This window comes from Chryseobacterium sp. sg2396 (assembly GCF_042610505.1).
In the GTDB taxonomy this organism is placed as follows: domain Bacteria; phylum Bacteroidota; class Bacteroidia; order Flavobacteriales; family Weeksellaceae; genus Chryseobacterium.
The window spans coordinates 1-520 of the sequence record NZ_JBHGAQ010000062.1; the positions used below are offsets into that span (position 1 = coordinate 1).

The 520-nt window shown below is 39.4% G+C and carries 1 protein-coding gene; it reads right to left on the reverse strand.

The window, feature by feature from the left end; all coding sequences use genetic code 11:
• Window positions 1-463 (reverse strand): IS5 family transposase (locus ACED20_RS21195; RefSeq protein ID WP_378106749.1); only part of this gene is annotated, 463 nt, incomplete at its 3' end.
• Between the last annotated feature and the right edge of the window lie 57 nt (window positions 464-520).

Consider the following 520-nt stretch of genomic DNA (forward strand, 5'->3'; position numbering starts at 1 on the left):
CGGTAGTTCCATCATAGGAATTGGCAGGAACCACAAAACTGTCCAAAAGATTTCCCAATGTATCTACTACGTAAAAACGCTTTCTGCCCTTGATCAGTTTCCCTCCGTCAACACCGATATTTTCTGTACTTGTAGAGGTGTTTTTAGTAGTCTGGCTATCAATGATCGCTGTTGTGGGCTGCCATTCCTTGTCCTCCATCATGCGGTTGTTTGCAATCAGTAATCTATTGATATTATCCCAGGTGCCGTCCTTAACCCATTGTCGATAATACCAGTAAACCGTTTGCCAGGGCGGAAACTCTCCCGGAATATCACGCCACACACAGCCATTTTTAGTAAGATAAAAGATGGCGTTCACTATTTCAGATAAATCCCATTTGCTCTTTCTTTTTACAGGTAGGATATTTTTTATAACTTGCCAGCTCTTGGCAGAAAGGTCTGAACTATATGTTTTTATTCGCATTTAAACAATATAAAACCTTTCTGCTTTTTTTCAAAATAAATAACTCAAACAGCTTCT